Origin of the sequence: Ensifer sp. SSB1, from assembly GCF_016652895.1 — a bacterium.
Classification (GTDB): Bacteria; Pseudomonadota; Alphaproteobacteria; order Rhizobiales; family Rhizobiaceae; genus Ensifer.
Window position 1 is genome coordinate 1 of sequence record NZ_JAEPRP010000037.1, and the last position, 17,799, is coordinate 17,799.

Annotated in this window: 14 protein-coding genes; 7 read left to right on the forward strand and 7 right to left on the reverse strand. The window is 64.9% G+C overall.

Annotation, left to right across the window (positions count from 1 at the left end; all coding sequences use genetic code 11):
- From I8N66_RS11745 to I8N66_RS11770, 6 genes are all read right to left on the reverse strand, one after another.
- The coding region (locus I8N66_RS11745) for an ABC transporter substrate-binding protein (protein WP_291153857.1) at positions 1-705 on the reverse strand (705 nt) is incomplete at its 3' end.
- 374 nt (positions 706-1,079) lie between these two features.
- On the reverse strand, positions 1,080-1,862 hold the full coding sequence (locus I8N66_RS11750; protein WP_113540391.1) for a carnitinyl-CoA dehydratase: 783 nt from the start codon (positions 1,860-1,862) through the stop codon (positions 1,080-1,082).
- A 5-nt stretch (positions 1,863-1,867) separates the two neighbouring features.
- Positions 1,868-3,931, reverse strand: a complete 2,064-nt coding sequence (locus tag I8N66_RS11755; protein ID WP_291153861.1) for an acetate--CoA ligase family protein — start codon at positions 3,929-3,931, stop codon at positions 1,868-1,870.
- 4 nt (positions 3,932-3,935) lie between these two features.
- Entirely contained in the window at positions 3,936-5,096 is a 1,161-nt protein-coding gene (locus I8N66_RS11760; RefSeq protein ID WP_291153864.1) for an acyl-CoA dehydrogenase family protein, read from the reverse strand.
- A gap of 139 nt (positions 5,097-5,235) precedes the next feature.
- Positions 5,236-6,729, reverse strand: coding sequence for a carnitine 3-dehydrogenase (locus I8N66_RS11765; RefSeq protein ID WP_291153867.1), 1,494 nt, complete (start codon positions 6,727-6,729; stop codon positions 5,236-5,238).
- Between the two features lie 17 nt (positions 6,730-6,746).
- Positions 6,747-7,649: a 3-keto-5-aminohexanoate cleavage protein gene (locus I8N66_RS11770; RefSeq protein WP_291153869.1), complete on the reverse strand. Its 903-nt coding sequence runs from the start codon at positions 7,647-7,649 to the stop codon at positions 6,747-6,749.
- A gap of 108 nt (positions 7,650-7,757) precedes the next feature.
- Between I8N66_RS11770 and I8N66_RS11775 the strand changes: the two genes are divergently transcribed.
- The gene (locus I8N66_RS11775) at positions 7,758-8,729 is read left to right on the forward strand and encodes a GlxA family transcriptional regulator (RefSeq protein ID WP_291153871.1); all 972 of its coding nucleotides are present in this window, start codon (positions 7,758-7,760) and stop codon (positions 8,727-8,729) included.
- A gap of 44 nt (positions 8,730-8,773) precedes the next feature.
- Here I8N66_RS11775 and I8N66_RS11780 read toward each other — a convergent pair whose 3' ends face one another.
- Complete coding sequence (locus I8N66_RS11780; protein WP_291153873.1) at positions 8,774-9,997, reverse strand: LysR family transcriptional regulator; 1,224 nt, start codon at positions 9,995-9,997, stop codon at positions 8,774-8,776.
- Between the two features lie 297 nt (positions 9,998-10,294).
- Here I8N66_RS11780 and I8N66_RS11785 point away from each other — a divergent pair, with 297 nt between their 5' ends.
- Genes I8N66_RS11785 through I8N66_RS11810 form a run of 6 tightly spaced genes read left to right on the forward strand, consistent with a single transcriptional unit; the run spans position 10,295 to position 17,665 of the window.
- Positions 10,295-11,833: an aromatic amino acid lyase gene (locus tag I8N66_RS11785; protein ID WP_291153875.1), complete on the forward strand. Its 1,539-nt coding sequence runs from the start codon at positions 10,295-10,297 to the stop codon at positions 11,831-11,833.
- Positions 11,834-11,851: 18 nt separating this feature from the next.
- Entirely contained in the window at positions 11,852-13,231 is a 1,380-nt protein-coding gene (locus I8N66_RS11790; protein WP_291153877.1) for an amidohydrolase family protein, read from the forward strand.
- Positions 13,228-14,508 carry a Zn-dependent hydrolase gene (locus I8N66_RS11795; RefSeq protein WP_291153879.1) on the forward strand — a complete coding sequence of 427 codons (1,281 nt, stop codon included), beginning with the start codon at positions 13,228-13,230 and terminating at the stop codon, positions 14,506-14,508. The genes I8N66_RS11790 and I8N66_RS11795 overlap by 4 nt, the downstream gene beginning before the upstream one ends.
- A gap of 1 nt (position 14,509) precedes the next feature.
- Positions 14,510-15,619, forward strand: a complete 1,110-nt coding sequence (locus I8N66_RS11800; protein ID WP_291153881.1) for a DUF917 domain-containing protein — start codon at positions 14,510-14,512, stop codon at positions 15,617-15,619.
- A gap of 13 nt (positions 15,620-15,632) precedes the next feature.
- Positions 15,633-15,962 carry a TfoX/Sxy family protein gene (locus I8N66_RS11805; protein ID WP_113540379.1) on the forward strand — a complete coding sequence of 110 codons (330 nt, stop codon included), beginning with the start codon at positions 15,633-15,635 and terminating at the stop codon, positions 15,960-15,962.
- A gap of 44 nt (positions 15,963-16,006) precedes the next feature.
- On the forward strand, positions 16,007-17,665 hold the full coding sequence (locus I8N66_RS11810) for a urocanate hydratase (RefSeq protein ID WP_291153883.1): 1,659 nt from the start codon (positions 16,007-16,009) through the stop codon (positions 17,663-17,665).
- Positions 17,666-17,799: the final 134 nt, after the last annotated feature.

A 17,799-nucleotide genomic window follows, 5' to 3' on the forward strand; every position in this document is an offset into this window, starting at 1 on the left:
GCCGCGGTCGGTGCGCCAGTCGTCGGCGTTCTTCTCGAAGGTGGCGCGAACGCCGGCTTCGAAGCTCGTTACCTTGAAGGGACCGGTGCCGATCATCGCGTCCGGCTTGTCGATGCCGCCGCCCGGCTGGATGATCAGGTGATAGTCGGTCAGAAGCAGCGGCAGGTCGGCATTACCTTCCGTCAGCACGAGCACCAGCTTGTCGCCATCGGCCTTGATTTCCTTGATCGACTTCATCACACCGAGCGCGCCGGACTCCGACTTTTCGTCGGTGTGGCGCTGCAGCGTCTTGATGACGTCGTCGAGCGTCAGCTCCTTGCCGTCATGGAATTTCACGCCCTTGCGGATGGTGAAAGTCCAGGTCGAGGCGTCGGCTGACGGCTCCCAGGATTCGGCAAGGGCCGGCACCGGCGCGCCCGTCGTCGGATGGCTTTCGACGAGCATGTCGCCCCAGTTGCGGCCGACGACGAACATGAATTGCGAAAGCGCCTTGGCCGGGTCCTTCGAGTCGGTTGCAGCCGCGCCTTCGAGGCCGAGCTTCAGATGGCCGCCGCGCTTGGGCTCCTGCGCCTGAGCACTGGTGGCAAACAGCGTGCCTGCCGTCGAGGCGAGAATGCCGGCAGCGGCCGCGCGGCCTAAGAACTCGCGGCGGTTCATCTTGCCGAGCATGACCTGTCGTGTGAGGTAATCCTTGTAATCGCTCATTCCCCTGTTCCCTTCTGTTGTCGGCATTCGCCGTTCGTTGTGGTTGGTAGAGATTGCTGCGTACAGCCATTGTATCAGATGGCTTCGGATCGGCCTGACGGCCGCTTTTTTCTTCTCTTTCTGTCGTCTTCTCCTTCCCCAGCCGGGGGCGTCCTTTGTTCAGATCGATAAGCGTAATCGCTGGAACTCTTCTTGTAACGCCCTAAATTACAATTTATTTCCATAAACTTGGCTTATGGATACGTGTTTGATGGCGCGCGGTTTTTCCCGCGCGTCTCGTCACGTCTCAATGCCGGTCGCCCGGCTCGGTTGCTTGCGCCGCCAAGGCTTGGCGGGGATGCGCTTTCGGTGATTTCACGCGAAAGCGGGATGCTCTAGCGACCCTTCCAGACGGGGTCGCGCTTCTCGGCGAAGGCGCGCACGCCTTCCAGCTGGTCTTCGCTCGAATAGAGAATATCGACGGTCTTGAACTGCCGTTTGGTGATCTTGTTCATGGTGCCCTGGAAGGTGTCACCCTCGGCGGCGCGCACCACTTCCTTGATCGCGGCATAGACGAGCGGCGGACCACTTTCGAGCAGGCGGGCGAGCTCCCAGGCGCGATCCATCAGCTTACCCGCCGGCAGGATCTCGTTGACGAAACCCCAGCGGTTGGCCTCGGCGGCATCGAGCCAGCGGCCGGTCAGGAGCATATCCATGGCGATGTGATAGGGGATGCGCTTAGGCAGCTTGATCGAGGCCGCGTCGGCAACGGTGCCGGAGCGGATCTCGGGCAGCGCAAAGGTCGCGTGTTCGGCGGCAAGGATCAGGTCGGTCGAAAGGGCGATTTCCAGACCGCCGCCGCAGCAGATGCCGTTGATCGCCGCGATGATCGGCTTGTTGAGATCGCGCAGCTCCTGCATGCCGCCGAAACCGCCGACGCCATAGTCGCCGTCGACCGCGTCACCGCCGGCGGCGGCCTTCAGGTCCCACCCCGGACAGAAGAATTTTTCGCCGGCGCCCGTGATGATGGCGACGCGTAAGGTGTCGTCGTCGCGGAAATCGCGGAAGATTTCGCCCATCACCCGGCTGGTTGCCAGGTCGATGGCATTGGCCTTCGGCCGGTCAATGGTGACTTCGAGGATGCCGCCCTCGCGGCGCGTGCGGATCGGTCCGGTCATCTCTGTCATTTCCTCCGGCGGATCAGGGCGTCGGCGGCTACGGCACCCTGGCCGTTCGGCAACACCATCAAAGGATTGATATCCAGTTCTTCGAGTTTCGAAGCGTTTGCAACGACATAGGATGCCGCTGCGGCGACAGCCTCGGTCAAAGCAGCAAAATCAGCGGCAGGCGCGCCGCGATAGCCGTCGAGCAGCTTGCGGATCTTCAGCCCGCCGATCGCCTCGCGGATCGCTTCGGGTGTCGTCGGCAGCGTCAGGATGGCGGAATCATCGAGCAGTTCCACAAGGACACCGCCGGCACCGATGGTCAGGACAGGACCAGCGACGGGGTCACGCATGGCGCCGATGATCAGCTCGGCGACGGGCTTGCCCACCATCTTTTCGACGAGGTAGCCGGAGGCGACCCCGGCCATGGCCTTTGCCGCGATAAAGACCTCATCGCGGCTCGCGAGATTGAGCTCCACAGCACCCGCCTCGGTCTTGTGGGCGACGCCGAGGCCCTTGAGCACGACGGGGAAACCGAGTGCCTCGGCGGCGTTGGCCGCCTCTTCAGCGCTTTCCGCGGTCTTGCCCTTCGGCACGGTGAGGCCGGCGGCAGCAAGCTCCACCTTCGCCTCATGTTCGCTGAGGGTGACGGCTTCACCATCATCGGCCCCAATGCCGTCGAGCAGGCGAGGCGGGGCGGGCTTTGCCCAGGCAGCGCCGATGTCAGCAGCGGTCTCGATCGCCGCCAGCGCCTCCTCGATGCCGAAGAAGGGCACGATGCCGGCCTTCATCAGAAAGAGGGCGGTCGCTTCCGGCATGTTCTCGCCGAGGCTGGCGACGATGCCGGCGCGGGCGCCGGCCGCTCTCGCCGCGTCGATCACCGCGTGGCAGGTCGTTTCCCAGTCGGCCGGGTCGCAGCGGTCGAGACGGGGGAAGTCGAGCACGAGCAGATTGATGGCATAGCCGCCTTTCATCATGGCGGTGAAAGCGGTCGTCTGCTTCTCGCGGTTGCCCCAGACGAAGGTGTGGTAGTCGAGTGGGTTGGCGATCGTCACCATCTCGCCGAGTGCGTCCTTAAGCGGCTTCTTCTGCTCGTCGCGCAAGGGGCGGTAGTTTACTCGGTAGCGTTCGCCGGCATCCGCCATCAGCGAGGCCTCGCCGCCGGAGCAGCTCATCGAGGATATGTCGCGGCTCGCGAGGGGGCCTGAGACATGCAGGAGCTTCAGGGTTTCGAGCAGCGCCGGCAGTGTATCAACGCGGCCGATGCCGAGGCGAGCCAGAAGAGCAGAGGAGACGCGGTCGTTGCCGGCAAGCGAGGCGGTGTGCGACACCGTCGCCAGCTGCGCGGCCTCCGACTTGCCGACCTTCAGCGTCACGACCGGTTTGCCGAGTTCGCGGGCACGGGTCGCCAGCCGCTCCAGCGCTGCCATACTGTCGAAGCCTTCGATATGCAGGCCCACGGCGGTGACGCGCGGATCTTCGAGCACGGCGCAGGCGATGTCGGACAAGCCCGTCTGCGCCTGATTGCCGGCGGTCATGACATAGGCGAGCGGCAGGCCGCGCGTCTGCATCGAGATGTTGCAGGCAATGTTGGAGGACTGCGTCAGGATCGCGACGCCCTTTTCGACGCGTTGCATGCCGTGCTGGTCTGGCCAGAGCAGCGCGCCATCGAGCATGTTGATGAAGCCATAGCAGTTGGGCCCGACGATCGGCATGTCGCCGGCAGCAGCGACCAGCGCCTCCTGCATGTCGTTGCCGTCGTCAAGCTCGCTTGCCGCCTCGCGGAAGCCCGAGGCGTAGCAGACGGCGCCGCCGGCGCCGCGGGCGGCGAGATCGCGGATGATGTCTATGGTCAGCTGCCGGTTGACGCCGACGAAGGAAGCATCCGGTGCACCCGGAAGCTCGGCCACCGAGCGATAGCACTTGCGTCCGAGGATCTGTTCCTCGCGCGGGTGCGCCGGCCAGATCTCGCCGGTAAAACCCATCTTGTCGCATTGTTCGATGACGCGCCGGGCCTCCTTGCCGCCGAAGACGGCGATGGTGCGCGGGCGGATGAGGCGGTCGAGGGAGCGGGGAGTGGCCATCCCGTCACGCCCCCAGCGGCCGCAAGAGATCGCGGCTGATGATGTGGCGCTGGATTTCGGACGTGCCGTCCCAGATGCGCTCGACGCGGGCGTCGCGCCAGAAGCGGGCGAGCGGCAGGTCGTCCATCAGGCCCATGCCGCCGAAGATCTGGATCGCCTCGTCGGTGACACGGGCAAGCATTTCTGTGGCGTAGACCTTGGCCGAGGCAATCTCGCGGTTCGACGGCAGGCCGTTGTCGAGCCGCCAGGCGGCCGCCAGCGTCAGGAGGTCGGCGGCGTCGATCTCGGTGATCATGTCGGCGAGCTTGAAGGAGACGCCCTGGTTGGCGCCGATCGGCTTGCCGAACTGCTTGCGCTCGGCAGCATAATTCAGCGCGTAGTCGAAGGCGCGGCGGGCGCGACCGACCGAGGTTGCTGCCACCGTCAGGCGGGTGGCAAACAGCCAGTCATTGGCGACGTCAAAACCCTTGTGCACTTCGCCGAGGATCTGGGCAGAGGGCAGGCGGCAATCGTCGAACGTCAGGATGCAGTTGTTGTAGCCGCGGTGCGAGACGGAGCTATAGCCCTTGCGGATCTCGAAGCCGGGCGTGCCGCGGTCGACGAGGAAACAGGTGATTTTTTTCTTCGGGCCGCGCGGCGTATCCTCTTCGCCGGTCGCGATGAAGACGATGACGAAATCGGCAATGTCGGCATGGCTGATGAAATGCTTGGTGCCATTGACGATCCAGTCGTCGCCATCCTTGCGGGCAAAACACTTCATGCCGCGCACGTCGGAGCCGGCATCCGGCTCGGTCATCGCCAGCGCATCGAACTTGTCACCCTTGACGGCCGGCAGCAGGTATTTCTCGCGCTGCTCGGCGTTGCAGGCCATCAGGATGCCCGAGGGGCGGCCGAAGAATACCGTCAGGCCCATGGAGCCACGGCCGAGCTCGCGCTCGACCAGCGTGAATGAAGTGTGGTCGAGGCCGGCGCCGCCGACTTCCTCCGGGAAGTTGCAGCCGAAGAAGCCGATTTCCTTGCATTTGCGGGCGATTTCCTGGCCGAGTTCGCGCGGCACCACGCCGGTGCGCTCGACCTCGTCCTCGTGCGGATAGATTTCCGTTTCGACGAAGCTCCTGACCGTATCGACGATCATCTGCTGTTCTTCGGTCAGTGCGAAATTCATTGTGTTGTTCCCCTCGTTTTCGCGCCGCTGACGGCGGTGCCGCAAACGATGGCCGCCTCCTCAAGCGTCCTTCAGCTGCGGTTTGCGGCTCCGCCGAAGGGCGAAGCTGCCTGTTGTCGCTGGCCTGCTATTGTTGCGGTCAGGCGCGCTTCTGGCCGACGAAGCGGCCAGCGCCTTCTGGCGTCGGCAGCTTTGCATGGGCTTCGGTGATCGCGCGGAGCTTGCTCAGCACCGCCTCGGGTGCCGTGACCGCCTTGCCGGCCTTGCTGTCGACATGCAGCATCATCTGCTCGGCAGTGGCCACGGCCTCGTTGGTCGCGGCGTTGTAGATCGTCGAGAAGATGTGCAGGCGCTTTTCGTCCGATGACAGGATCTGGCAGGTCGAATAGAGCGCCTCGCCGAGCTTGGCTTCGCCAAGGTTCCGGATGTGGGTCTCGACCGTGTAGTAGCTGTGACCGTCGCGGACATATTCGAGGTCGACGCCGATCAGGCGCAGCACGCCGTCGGAGGTGTCGCCGAAGACCTGCAGATAGCGGTGCTCGGTCATGTGGCCGTTGTAATCGACCCAGGCAGCACTGACCTTGGTGTCGAGGATGTGCAGCGGCTTGACGTCGCCGAGATCGGCTTCCGGCTTCTTGGCATTTGCCCAGAGCTTGGCCTCGAAGTCGGCGAGCAGCTTGCCGGCCCCCCAGCCTTCGCCGCCGTTGCCGGATTTCAGCGCATGCATGATGCCGACGAGGTTTTCGTCGCGGATGCGTTCGAGCTCGCGGATCGAGCGGCCGGCGGCCTGCGCGTCCGACTGGGCGCCGATCTTTTCGACCAGCGCATCGTCGAGGTCGACGACATCGGTGAACTTGGTCCACGGCCATTTCAGGCAGGGGCCGAACTGGGCGAGGAAGTGGCGCATGCCGGCCTCGCCGCCGGCGATGCGATAGGTCTCGAACAGGCCCATCTGCGCCCAGCGCATGCCGAAGGAGTAACGCATGACGTTGTCGAGCGTCTCGGTATCGCAGATGTCGTCCTGGATCAGCCACAGAGCCTCGCGCCAGAGCGCTTCAAGCAGACGGTCGCCGACGAAGGCCTCGATCTCCTTGGCGATGACAACGCCCTTCATGCCGATCTGCTCGACGCCCTGCATGGCGCGCTCGATCGTCGCCTTGGTCGTCTTCTTGCCGCCGACGAGCTCGACGAGCGGCAGCAGGTAGACCGGGTTATAGGGATGCGCCACGAACATGCGTTCCGGGTGGTGCATCTCGGCCTGGAGATCGGAGGGCAGCAGGCCCGAGGTGGAGGAGCCGATCAGCGCATCGGGGCGCGCCGCCGCATCGATCTTGGTGATGACGCCGCGCTTCAGCTCCAGCCGTTCCGGCACGCTTTCCTGAATCCAATCAGCGTCCTGTACGGCTTCCTCAATGCTCTTGCAGAAGGTCAGTTTGCCCTTCGGCGGCAGCGGCGCCATCGTCAGCATCGCATAGGCGCGCTCGGCATTGGCCATGACTTCGCCGATGATGCGCTCGGCTTCCGGATGCGGATCGAAGATCTTCACGTCGATGCCGGCAAGCGCGAAACGCGCCACCCAGGCGCCACCGATGACGCCGCCGCCGACACAAGCTGCTTTGGTGATAAAGCTCATGATTGTTCTGTCCCTGCTCAGCGCTTCGTCAGCTTCAGTTTCTCGCGGACCTCCTTCGGCCCGATGATCTTGGCGCCCATGCCCTCGATGACGCCGACGGCCTTTTCGACGAGCTGGCCGTTGGTGGCGAGCTGGCCCTTGCCGATATAGAGGTTGTCTTCGAGGCCGACGCGCACGTTGCCGCCGGCAAGGATGGCTGCTGCCGGATAGGCGAGCGCATTGCGGCCGATGGAGAAGGCCGAGAAGGTCCAGTTGGCAGGCACGTTGTTGACCATCGCCATGAAGGTGTTGAGGTCATCAGGCGCACCCCACGGAATGCCCATGCAGAGCTGGATCAGGACCGGATCCTCGATCAGGCCTTCCTCGACGAGCTGCTTGGCAAACCAGAGATGGCCGGTATCGAAAGCCTCGATCTCCGGGCGCACGCCAAGGGCCGTCATCTGGCGGGCCATTTCGCGCAGCATCGAGGGCGTGTTGGTCATGACATAGTCGCCGAGCGAGAAGTTCATGGTGCCGCAGTCGAGCGTGCAGATCTCCGGCAGACATTCGGCCACATGAGCGACGCGCTCGGTGGCGCCGGCCATGTCGGTGCCCTTCTCGTTGACGGGCAGGGGCTTTTCGACATTGCCGAACACCAGGTCGCCGCCCATGCCGGCGGTCAGGTTCAGGACGATGTCGATATCGGCGGAACGAATGCGGTCGGTCACTTCCCGGTAGAGATCAAGCCTGCGGGAGGGCGCGCCGGTCTCCGGATCGCGGACGTGGCAGTGGATCACGGCAGCGCCGGCCTTGGCCGCCTCGACCGCCGCTTCGGCGATCTGTTTCGGCGTGATCGGAACGTGGCTGGACTTTGAAACGGTGTCGCCTGAGCCGGTAACGGCACAGGTGATGAATACCTCGCGGTTCATGCTGAGCGGCATTGCTGTCTCCCTTTTATTGACCCCATTACGAGCCAAGAGAGACCGTTCTGCTTTTCATTATCGGCTTCATCCTATACATTATCGGCGATATGGCGGAGAAGTTTGGGCATGGATCAGAACGTTTCGCAGGTGCAGCATGTCGATATCCTGGTGCTGCCGGAGACCAATCTGATCCTCGTTGCCTCGGTCATCGAGCCGATGCGTGCGGCCAACCGTATCGCCGGGCGGCCGCTTTACGACTGGACGATCTACAGCCCCGACGGCGCGCCGATCGAGACGAAGAGCGGCATTCCGATCCCGGTTTCCGGCATCTTCCGGCCACAGCGCGAGACATCGCCGCTCTTCATCCTCTCAAGCTACAACTGGCAGCGCAGCGCCACCTCGCAGTTGAAGATGCTGCTGTCGCAGACCGCCCGGCACCGCGACCTGATGGCCGGCATCGAATCCGGTTCCTGGCTGCTTGCCGAGACCAGCCTGCTCGACAATTTCAAGGCGACCACGCACTGGGAGGACTTCGAGGATTTCACCACCAGCTATCCGCAGGTGACGATGGTGCGCGAGCGCTTCGTCATCGACGGCAAGCGCATCACGACTGGCGGCTCGCTGCCGACGCTCGACCTGATGCTGGAGCTGATCCGTCGGGCACACGGCTATTCGCTGGCGCTCGAAGTCTCCCGCCTCTTCATCTACGAGCAGGAGCGCACCCGCGGCGATCTCCTGCAGATGCCGGCGATCGGCAACATGCGCATCCTCGATCCGCGCGTGGGTGCTGCGGTCAAGCTGATGGAGGAGACGGTGGAGGCGCCGCTGACGCTCGCCAGGCTCGCCCGCCGCATCGGCGTCAGCACCCGGCATCTGCAGGATCTCTTTCGCGACACGATGGGCGTGGCCCCGCACGAGCATTACCTTGCGCTTCGTCTCAATGCGGCGCGGCGCAAGGTGATCGAGACGCGCATGGAATTCGCCGACATCGCCGCGATCTCGGGCTTCAACTCGTCGTCGTCCTTCTCGCGCAGCTATCGCGCGCATTACCGCGAAAGCCCGAGCGAGACCCGGCGGCGGCTGAAGCTGAAGAGCTGAGCGGCACTTCAAGTGCTGATTCAAGCGGGAAAGTCAGAGTCGTTTCAGGCACTTGTCGGCAGATGGTCTGGAACTGATTCCGAAGCCGGCCTGGTCTCGGCGCTCATCTTCATCATCGAAACCATCAGTTCACCGATCTCGCCGGCCTGCGTTCCGCGTGGCCAGACGAGCGTCAGCGACTGCCGATAGGCCGGGCCGAGACGGATCATCGCCGGCGGGAGGTGCACGCGGGCGAGCGAGGATTGGGGCAACACCGAGAGATAGCCGTGCTGGCGAACGAGGTTGATGATCACGGGGATGGAATCGACCTCGACGAGGGTGATGCGCCGCCGTTCGGCTTCACTGAGCGTATCATCGAGGAAACGGGCGGCTTCGCGGCGCAGGCCGCTCCTGACGCTCGGCACGGCGATCGGGCAGGTGGCGAGCAGCCGCGGCAGGTCGGCGCCGAGTTCCGAAAGGGCTGCGGCCGGGCCGGCCAGCACCAGCGGCGTTTGCGAGACCAGCCGGCCATCGCAATCCGAGGGGATCTCGGCGACGTCGAGCAAGGCGGCATCGAAGCGACGGCTGCGGAGCCCGGCCAGCAGGTCGTCGGCGGTGGTGCTGGAGATGAACAGCGGTTGGCGCGGGCGCGTGCGGTGCCAGTTGGCCGTCAGGCTCGCGAGCATGCGGGCGATCTCGCTTTCCGGACCCAGCGGCATGACGGCGCCGAGCCGCCAGGTGGCGACGTCGCGGCGAAAGCGGTCGGCAGAGGCGTGGGTCAGCCGTGCCCAGATGTCGAGCAGCGTTTCGGCAAGCGGGATAATCCGCTCCGCGGTTGCCGTGCAGAGGATGCCGCCATGCGAGCGCTCGAACAGTCTGATGCTCAAATGGCGCTCGAGATCCGCGATCTGCCGCGTCAGCTGCGGTTGGCCCAATGCGAGCGCCTTTGCGGTGGCGCGGATGCTGCCGGAGCGGGCGGTCCGAACGAAACGGTCGAGCGCGACGAGGCCGATCGGCGGAACAGGGGCGGCGGGCTCCTTTCCTGCCGCCTCCAGGATCGCGGCGATCGTCGCAGTTGCCTCGTGGATATCGGATGTGCGGGCACGGGCTTCCAATGTCAGCACGACAACGGTTTCCTCCCGCCGGAAGAGCGGCATTGAGACGGCCTGCTCGAAGCGCTTGACCGCGGCGCTGACGCTTGACGGTGCCCGCCCGCAAACGGCGGCAGCGGCGCGGATGCCGCCCTCGCGGAGCACCGCATCGACAATCACGATCGTTGCCAAATCCATTCAACGGTCCTTTCGGAGCGGGGTGGGAACAGTGTGCGTGGTTTTCACCCGCATTCCGCATTAATTTTAGAATCGATCACGACAATTTTAGAATCGATCACGACAGGCCGCGTGCGCCCAAGGTATGTTCGATATTCGGCATCGCCCGTTCCAGATTTGGGATATAGCACGTGCGGGCGATAAGCGCATAGCATGCAGCAGGCATCCGGGCGTTTACGAGCGGCGGTTGCGTGAAAATCCAGGCATCCGCTGCAGTCTCGATGACGAGGCGCGCCACGCGGAAAGGTTCGTATCGGCATGCTGCAACAGGTCAAAACCATCGTTCTCTGCGGGAAACCGCTCGATTTCGCGACGCTCCAGGAGATCGGCGCGGGAAGGGGCCGACCGGTGGCGGATGATAGCGGCATGGAGCGCGTAGCGGCCGCCCACAAGGTGATCGCCGACCGCATCGCGATGGGGCTGCCGGTCTACGGCTCCAACACCGGCGTTGGCTCGATGAAGGACCGGCTCTGGACCGCCGGTGATCTGGCGGAATTCAACAATTCGCTGGTGAGGGCCCACCACTTCGGTACCGGCGAGTTCTTCGCGCCGGCGATCGTGCGCATGGCGATCGCCATCCGCGTCAACACGGCCATGCGCGGCCACACGGGCTGCAGCCCGGAGCTGATCCGGGCGTTTCTGGCGTTGACGGAACACGACATCATTCCGGCGGTGCGCCGCCACGGCTCCATGGGCTGTGCCGATATCGGCCTGATGGGCCAGATCGCCTCGGTGCTGACGGGCGTCGGCGAGGCCTACTACCAGGGACGGCTCGTCTCGGCCGAGACGGCCCTGGCCGAAGCCGGGCTGGAGCCCTTCGTGATGCAGCCGCGCGACGCGCTGGCAGCTCTCAGCGTCAACGCCATCGCTTTTGCCGCTGCTGCCAATGTGCTGCGCGAAGCGGCGTCTGCAATCCGCGTGCTGCTCGTCACCGGGGTCATGTCGTCGCAAGCGCTCGGGGCGTCTGCCGATCCCTGGCGGGTGGCCGCGACGCTCTCGACCCGCGGCGAGGCGGTGGTCGGTTCCTGGCTCTATGGCCAGTCCGGCATCTCCGACTGGCCGGTGCCGACGGCGATCCACGATCCCTTGAGCCTGCGCATGACCGCCCAGGTCTTCGGCGCGGTGGTCGATACGCTGCTGGTTGCGGCCGGCCGGCTGGTGGAGCAGACCTATCTCTCCGACGACAACCCGGTCGTCATCGGCGGGCAGGTGCATTCCTCCGGCGCTTCGTTGCCGCTGACCACGACGCTCTACATCGAGGCGGCGCAGATCGCCTTTTCGCATGCGGCGCGCAACGTGCTGAACCGCTGCATCCTTCTCGCGAATGGCGGCCGCCGCAATCTCTCGGTCAATCTGGTGGCGCCAGGGGAGGTCGCAACCGGGCTCGGGCCGCTGATGAAGCTTGCGGTCGAACTCTATATGCGCGTGCAGTCGCTCGCCGTGCCGCTTTCGGCGCAGTCGATCGTGGTGGCCGGCGGTCTCGAAGAGGAGGCGACCTTCCTGCCGCTGATCGTCGAGCGCATGGAAACGCAGGTGCGCGATCTGCGCCAGCTGGCAGCGATCGAGGCGATGCTGTCGGCGCAGGCGATCGACCTCGTCGGCGACCAACCGCAAGGGATCGTCAAGCGGGCCTATGACCAGACCCGCTCCGTCAGCGCGATCTATCTGAAGGATCGGCCGCTTTCGAAGGAGATCGAGGCGCTGCAGGATGCCTTCACCTGCCACGATCTCCTGCGCTCCTTCGTCGCTTCCGCGCCCATGCCGGAGTTCGACGACTTCTTCGCGCTCGACAAATAATCCGATTGGGAGAGCAGCATGTCCGACTTCGATCTCGTTCTGAAAGGCACGGTTGTTCTCCCCGAGAGGATCGTCGAGGGCGGTCATGTGGCGGTGCGCGACGGCAAGGTGGTGCATGTCGGGCAGGGTGCTGCACCCGCCGCGAGCGAGCGGCATGATCTCGGCAACGCGCTGATCCTGCCAGGCGCCGTCGATGCGCAGGTGCATTCGCTGTCGCAGAGGAACCAGGAAGATTTCATCTGGTCGACCCGCTCGGCAGCGGCCGGCGGCGTCACCACCATCGTCGATATGCCCTATGACGAGGGCAATCTCGTTTGTTCGGCCGAGGCATTGCGCCGCAAGATCGACCATGCGGGACCGCAGGCGCGCGTCGATTTCGCGCTCTATGGCACTATCGATCCGGAGGAGGGACCGGCGCGTATTCTCGAAATGGTGGAGGGCGGTGTTGCTGCCTTCAAGTTTTCGACCTTTGGCACTGATCCGAAACGTTTTCCCCGCATTCCGGCAGCATTGCTCGAAGACTGTTTCCGCGCGATCGCGCCAACCGGGCTGTCGGCCGGCGTACACAACGAGGATGACGAGGCGGTGCGTGCGGCGATCGAGAAGGTCAAGGCCGCAGGCATTACCGACTACCGGGCCCATGGGCTGTCGCGCCCGCCGCTGACGGAACTGCTTGCCACCAACCAGATCTATGAAACGGGCGCTGCCACCGGCTGCCCGGCGCATGTGGTGCATTGCTCGCTCGGCCGCGGCTACGAGATCGCCGCTGCCTATCGCGCCCAGGGCTACAAAGCGACGATCGAGTGCTGCATTCACTACCTGACGCTCGACGAGGAAAACGACGTCCGCCGTCTCGGCGGCAAGGCTAAGATCAACCCGCCGATCCGGCCGCGCGCCGAGGTAGAAAAGCTCTGGCGGCACGTCGCCGACGGTACGGTGACGATGGTTTCGACCGATCACGTCAGCTGGTCGGAAGACCGCAAGACCAATCCGGACATGCTCGCCAATGCGTCGGGCGTGCCAGGGCTCGAAGTCATGGTGCCGCTCTTCGTCAAGGGCGCGCTGGAACGCGGCATCCCGCTGACGCGGGCAGCGGAGCTGATGACGTTGAACCCGGCACGGCATTTCCGCCTCGACCATAAAAAGGGCGCGCTGGAGGCCGGCAAGGATGCCGACATCATCGTCATGACGCCGGAGCCCTATGTCTATGATGCGGCCGAGAGCGGTCACAACGTCGTCGGCTGGTCGCCCTATAATGGCATCAAGCTGCCCTGGCGGGTCGCTGCGACCTATCTGCGTGGCAAGCTCGCCTTCGATGGCCGACAGGTTCTCTCCGAGCCCGGCGTCGGGCAGTTCGTCCGGCCGCTGCTGACCTTGACCCTGCAGGAGGCGAGATGAGCAAGACCGCCCACAAGGTTCCGGCCAATCTGCCCGTCAATGCAAGCCGCATTGCCGGCATCGTCAACGGCCTGGCTGGTATCACCGAGCCGGACCGGCCGTATACGCGCCGCGCCTTCACGCCGCTTTTCCTCGAAGGTCGGGCCTTTCTCGAGCGGCGTTTTCGCGCCGCGGGGCTTGAAACCCGGATCGACGCCGCAGGCAACCTGATTGGCCGGCGCAAGGGGCGGAAGTCGGCGCTCGGCACCATCCTGCTTGGCTCTCATTCCGACACGGTGCCGGACGGCGGTCGCTTCGACGGCATCGCCGGGGTGGCGGCGGCGCTCGAAGTGGCGCGCGCGCTTGCCGAAAAGGGCATCGAGCTCGACCACGATCTGGAGATCGTCGATTTCCTGGCCGAGGAAGTGTCGATCTTCGGCGTCTCCTGCGTCGGCAGCCGCGGCATGGCGGGTGTGCTGCCGGACGGCTGGCTCAGCCGCACGCAAGGGGATCTGAGCCTCAGGCAAGGCCTCGTCGAGGTCGGCGGTGATCCCTCCAGGCTCTCGGGCTCGAAGCGCTCGGATATCAAGGCGTTCCTGGAGCTGCACATCGAGCAGGGACCGGTGCTCGAAACCGGGCGGCTGGATGTCGGGGTCGTGACCGCCATTTCCGGTATCACCCGCATCGAGATCGTCGTCGAGGGACAGGCGGATCACGCCGGCACGACGCCGATGGGGCATCGGCGCGATGCGCTGGTCGCTGCCTCGCATCTGGTGTTGGAGATCGAACGGCTGGCGACGGAGTTTTCTCACGGCGACGGGCATTTCACGGCCACGGTCGGCGAGTTCTCGATCGAGCCGAACGCGGCCAATGTGGTGCCGTCTCGCGTCCGGCTGCTGATCGATGCGCGTGCCGAGCTGCGCCCGCAGATGGAGCGGTTCCTCGCGACGCTCGGCTCCCTTTGCCAGGGTGTCGCCGAGGCATCGGGCGTGACCATCCCGCCCGCCAATGTGATTTCCGACAATCACCCGACGCCGGGTGATGCGCTGCTGCTTTCGACGCTCGAAGAGAGCTGCGACGCGATCGGCGCCAAGCATCGGCGCATGGCCTCTGGCGCCGGCCACGACACCGCCTGGATGGGGCGCATCACCCGTTCGGCGATGATCTTCATTCCCTGCCTCGGCGGACGCTCGCATGCGCCGGAGGAGTGGGCCGAAAACGACGATATCGCGCTCGGCGCCGCCGTTCTCTTCGATGCGGTGAAGAGGCTCGACAAAAAATTGCAGGAGAAGGTGTGAGATGGGCCGGATACTGAAGGAAAAGGACGTCGAGGCGGCGGTCAAGGGCGGTTCCGTCTATGCGGCCGGCGGCGGTGGCTGGGCCGACCATGGGCGCATGCTCGGATATGCTGCGGTCTCGATCGGCAAGCCCGAGCTCGTCTCGATCGACGAACTCGACGCACAGGACTGGGTGGCGACGGCAGCCGCGATCGGCGCGCCGGCCTCAACAACGCCCTGGGAGATGCGCGGCGTCGACTACGTCAAAGCCGTGCAACTCCTGCAGGAGGCGCTCGGAGAAAAGCTCTCGGGCCTGATCATCGGCCAGAACGGCAAGTCCTCGACGCTGAATGGCTGGCTGCCCTCGGCGATCCTCGGCACCAAGGTGGTGGACGCCGTCGGTGATATCCGCGCCCATCCGACCGGCGACATGGGCTCGATCGGCCTTGCCGGTTCGCCCGAGCCGATGATCCAGACGGCAGTCGGCGGCAACCGCGACGAGAACCGCTATATCGAGCTGGTGGTCCGCGGCGCTACCGCCAAGGTCTCGCCGATCCTGCGTACGGCCTCCGACATGTCCGGCGGCTTCATCGCCTCGTGCCGCAATCCGGTCAGGGCATCCTATGTGAAAGCCAATGCGGCGCTCGGCGGCATCTCGCTGGCGCTGGCGCTCGGCGACGCGATCATCGCGGCGGAAGCGAAGGGCGGCAGCGCGGTGATCGATGCGATCGTCAAGACGACCAACGGCGCGATCCTCGCCGAGGGCACAATCACCGACAAATCCGTCGTCTATACCAAGGAAGCCTTCGACATCGGCACCGTGACACTGGAAAAGGGGACGCTGGGGAGGGGCGCTGACTCCACGGTATTGCACGTGATGAACGAGTACATGGCGGTTGACTCTGCGGAAGGCACGCGGCTTGCGACCTTCCCCGACGTCATCACCACGCTGTCGCTTGGGGGCGAACCTTTGAGCGTCGGCCAGCTTCAGGTGGGCATGAAGATTTTCGTGCTGCATGTGCCGAAGACGGTGATCCCGCTGTCCTCCAGCGTGCTCGACCCGACGGTCTATCCATCGGTCGAAAAGGCGATGGGCATAGAGCTTGCCCGCTACGCCCTTTCCGGAGGGTAACGGGAGCAGGATCATGGCGCGCGATGCGGGACTGGAAGAGCTGATCCGGGAAGCGCTCGGCGACCGATCCGGGCTTTCCGAGAAGGCCATGTTTGGCGGCTGGGCCTATCTGCTGCACGGCAACCTGCTGCTCGGCGCGCGCGAGGGCTCGCTGCTCGTCCGACTCGGCAAGGGCAATGACGGCTGGGCGTTGGCGTTGCCGGATATCGAACTGATGGTGATGAACGGACGGGCGATGCATGGCTGGGTGCGCGCAGGACCTGATGCTTATGGCGATGATGCACTGCGCCGGCGGTTGCTGGATGGCGCGATCGCGTTTGTCGAGACGTTGCCGCCGAAGTGAAGGTTGGGGACTGTCCCGCCGAGACAACAACAAGGAACGAGACGATGCCCAAGGCCAATCCCCGTCATCCCGGTTTCCCAATCCCCGGCGGACCGGAGCTGCGCGCCAAGGGCTGGCGGCAGGAAGCGCTGCTGCGGCTGCTCGAAAACGTGCTCTCGGTCGGCGAGGATCCGGACAACCTCGTCGTCTATGCCGCGCTCGGCAAGGCGGCGCGCAACTGGCCGGCGCACCGCGCCGTCGTCAGGGCGCTCACCGAGATGGACGAGGACCAGACGCTCATCATCCAGTCGGGCAAGCCTGTGGGCCTGCTCAAGACTCACGCCAAGGCGCCGCTGGTCATCATGGCTAATTGCAACATCGTCGGCCAATGGGCGAAGGCCGAGGTATTCTACGAATTGCAGCGCAAGGGGCTGATCTGCTGGGGCGGGCTGACGGCCGGTGCCTGGCAATATATCGGCAGCCAGGGCGTGATCCAGGGCACCTACGAAATCTTCATGCGCATTGCCGAGCGACGCTTCGGCGGCGATCTCTCCGGCCGTTTCGTGCTGACCGCCGGCCTCGGGGGCATGGGCGGCGCGCAGCCGCTTGCCGGCCGTATGGCGGGGGCGGCGATCCTCTGTGTCGATATCGACGCGGAGCGGGCGAAGAAGCGCCGCGAGATCGGCTATCTCCAAGAGATCGCGCCCGATCTCGATGCGGCGCTGGCGATGATCGATGCGGCGGTAAAGGACAAGCGGTCGCTCTCCGTCGGCCTCGTCGGCAATGCGGCGGAGATCTATCCGGAGATCGCCCGGCGCGGCATCGTGCCTGACGTCGTCACCGACCAGACCTCGGCGCATGATCTCGTCTATGGCTACGTGCCGAAGGGCATGAGCCTCGACCAGGTGAAATCGCTGCGCGACGACGGCCAGGGGCAGTTGATGGCGGCAAGCCGCGCCTCGATCGTCGAGCACGTCAAGGCGATGCTGGATTTCCAGAAAAAGGGCGCGGAAGTCTTCGACAACGGCAACCTCATCCGCACCCAGGCGCGCGAGGGCGGCGTTGCCAATGCCTTTGATATTCCGATCTTCACTGAAGCCTATCTGCGCCCGCTCTTTGCCCGCGCCATCGGCCCGTTCCGCTGGATCGCGCTTTCGGGCGAGGAGAGCGATATTGCCCGGATCGACGATCTGCTGCTCGACATGTTCCCCGACAACAAGATCATCACCAACTGGATCAGGCTCGCGCGTGATCATATCCCGTTCGAAGGCCTGCCCGCCCGCATCGCCTGGCTCGGCCACGGTGAGCGCACGGCGCTGGCGCGGCGCGTCAACGAGCTGGTGGCGTCCGGCGAACTCAAAGGCCCGATCGCCTTCTCTCGCGACCATCTCGATGCCGGCGCGATGGCGCATCCCAACATCATGACCGAGCGGATGAAGGACGGCTCGGACGCGATCGCCGACTGGCCCTTGCTCGACGCCATGCTGCTCTGCTCGTCGATGGCCGATCTCGTGGTCGTGCATTCGGGCGGCGGCGGCTATGCCGGCTACATGACGAGCTGCGGCGTGACGGTTGTTGCCGACGGCACTGTTGAGGCCGACGAGCGGCTCGACCATGCGCTTACCAACGACACTTCCCTCGGCGTCATCCGCTATGCCGATGCCGGCTATGACGAGAGCTTCGAGGAGATCGCCGCCAAGGGCATCGGTCATGTGAAGGTGTGAGGCTTGGCGTGAGGGTGGGAGGCCTCCGCATAGGCCACCCTCATCTCCGGGCTTGTCACAAAGATCCAGCCACGGTGCGTCACGTGCCGTGAATAGCGGTGAAAAGTAGAGCCTCTGGCGCTGCCGACGCGGCG

Bases quoted from the DNA above. Each gene is read 5' to 3' on its own strand.
- I8N66_RS11790 (WP_291153877.1), top strand. From the start codon at position 11,852: ATGTCCGACTTCGATCTCGTTCTGAAAGGCACGGTTGTTCTCCCCGAG.
- I8N66_RS11750 (WP_113540391.1), bottom strand. From the start codon at position 1,862: ATGACCGGACCGATCCGCACGCGCCGCGAGGGCGGCATCCTCGAAGTC.
- I8N66_RS11800 (WP_291153881.1), top strand. From the start codon at position 14,510: ATGGGCCGGATACTGAAGGAAAAGGACGTCGAGGCGGCGGTCAAGGGC.
- I8N66_RS11785 (WP_291153875.1), top strand. From the start codon at position 10,295: ATGCTGCAACAGGTCAAAACCATCGTTCTCTGCGGGAAACCGCTCGAT.
- I8N66_RS11755 (WP_291153861.1), bottom strand. From the start codon at position 3,931: ATGGCCACTCCCCGCTCCCTCGACCGCCTCATCCGCCCGCGCACCATC.
- I8N66_RS11795 (WP_291153879.1), top strand. From the start codon at position 13,228: ATGAGCAAGACCGCCCACAAGGTTCCGGCCAATCTGCCCGTCAATGCA.
- I8N66_RS11765 (WP_291153867.1), bottom strand. From the start codon at position 6,729: ATGAGCTTTATCACCAAAGCAGCTTGTGTCGGCGGCGGCGTCATCGGT.
- I8N66_RS11775 (WP_291153871.1), top strand. From the start codon at position 7,758: ATGGATCAGAACGTTTCGCAGGTGCAGCATGTCGATATCCTGGTGCTG.
- I8N66_RS11760 (WP_291153864.1), bottom strand. From the start codon at position 5,096: ATGAATTTCGCACTGACCGAAGAACAGCAGATGATCGTCGATACGGTC.
- I8N66_RS11805 (WP_113540379.1), top strand. From the start codon at position 15,633: ATGGCGCGCGATGCGGGACTGGAAGAGCTGATCCGGGAAGCGCTCGGC.
- I8N66_RS11770 (WP_291153869.1), bottom strand. From the start codon at position 7,649: ATGCCGCTCAGCATGAACCGCGAGGTATTCATCACCTGTGCCGTTACC.
- I8N66_RS11810 (WP_291153883.1), top strand. From the start codon at position 16,007: ATGCCCAAGGCCAATCCCCGTCATCCCGGTTTCCCAATCCCCGGCGGA.
- I8N66_RS11780 (WP_291153873.1), bottom strand. From the start codon at position 9,997: ATGGATTTGGCAACGATCGTGATTGTCGATGCGGTGCTCCGCGAGGGC.